The following is a 1443-nucleotide window of genomic DNA, read 5'->3' on the forward strand; positions in this document are numbered from 1 at the left end:
GGTGGCGTCGGCCTGCAAGAAGGTGGCCCGGTTGTGGCGGGCAGTCATCAGGCGGCCGTGTTCGACGACTGCTGGATCGGTGTCGACGTGGATAACTCGGGCTTCTGGGCAGAGGCGTTCGGTCACGTCGAGGACGCCGCCTTCGGCCGGCAGGCCTGAGCCCAGGTCCAGGAACTGGCGGATGCCTTGGTCGAGCATTCGTTGGACAGCTCGGTTCAGGAAGACTTGTTCGCGCCGGAGGATGTTCCGGACTATGCGGGCGGCTTCTGGGGCGGCGTTGGCGTAAGCACGATCGAAGGAGAAGTTGTTCGTGCCGCCGCGGAGGTAGTCGTGCACGCGGGCAATACAGACCAGGTCTGGGTTGTCAGTCGCGTGGTCCGATGACGCGTGCATCTGAATTCCTCCGGTGATCGCACGGTTGTAACCGAACCTACGGATGCGTCCGAGCGTCTTGTTTGGCTCCGGGGAGACGTGCCCGTGCGGTCAGTTGGTGTTGCACGGCTGGGCATCGTGTGGATCGGTTGTGGCTTGAAGGAGTCGGCTGATGCATCCGGAGCCGTCCCCGCGGTCGAGCGGGCCGCGGCTTCACTGTCTGGGTGTGACAGCGGCCAATTTCCTGGCGATCTCGCGGCTATCCCATCCGTCCGCGACCAGGTCCAACAGCTCAACGTCCCCGCTCGTCCAGGTTCGCCGACGGATGGTGGTGGACCGTCGCACGCGCGCGGTGAACCGCGTCCAAGCCGCTGTGCGCAAATGCGTGCGCGCAACCGTTGCGAGCGGTCAAGGTCAGCGGGAGAGGAGTTGGCTGCAGCGGATCAGGCCCAGGTGCGAGTACGCCTGCGGGTGGTTGCCCAAAGAGCGCTCGGCCACCGGGTCGTACTCCTCGGGCAGCAGACCCGTGGGCCCTGCTGCCGCGACGATCTGACCGAACAGCTCCTCGGCCTCGGTGCGCCGACCGGTGAGCAGGTAGGACTCGATCATCCACGCGGCGCACAGGTGGAAGCCGCCCTCGTCGCCCGGCAGGCCGTCGTCGCGGTGGTAGCGGTAGACGGTCGAGCCCGAACGCAGCTCGGCCTCGATCGCGGTGACCGTGGACTGGAAGCGCTCGTCGGCCGGGTCGATCAGCCCCGAGAGGCCGACGAACAACGAAGCCGCGTCCAGGTCGTCGCCGTCGTAGGCCGTGGTGAACGACTGGACCTCGTCGTTCCAGCCGTTCTTCAGCACGTCCGTGGCGATCGTGTCGCGCAGCGGCACCCACGACGGGTCGAGCTCCCGGCCGAACTGCTCGCCGAGCTTGATCGCGCGGTCGATCGTCAGCCAGCACATGACCTTGGAGTACACGTGGTGGCGCGGCGCGTGCCGTTCCTCCCAGATGCCGTGGTCGGGCTCGTGCCAGCGCCGCGAGACGGCCTCGGCCATCGCCTGGACCATCGTCCAGTCGGC

2 protein-coding genes are annotated in these 1443 nt (G+C 67.2%); both read right to left on the bottom strand.

Features of this window, described 5'->3' with window-relative positions:
• The coding region (locus tag ABZX92_RS45890) for an SAM-dependent methyltransferase (RefSeq protein ID WP_355572475.1) at positions 1-336 on the bottom strand (336 nt) is incomplete at its 3' end.
• 450 nt (positions 337-786) lie between these two features.
• On the bottom strand, positions 787-1443 hold a 657-nt coding region (locus ABZX92_RS45895), incomplete at its 5' end, for a glycoside hydrolase family 15 protein (protein ID WP_355572478.1).

Origin of the sequence: Lentzea sp. NPDC006480 (genome assembly GCF_040611995.1) — a bacterium.
GTDB lineage: Bacteria > Actinomycetota > Actinomycetes > Mycobacteriales > Pseudonocardiaceae > Lentzea.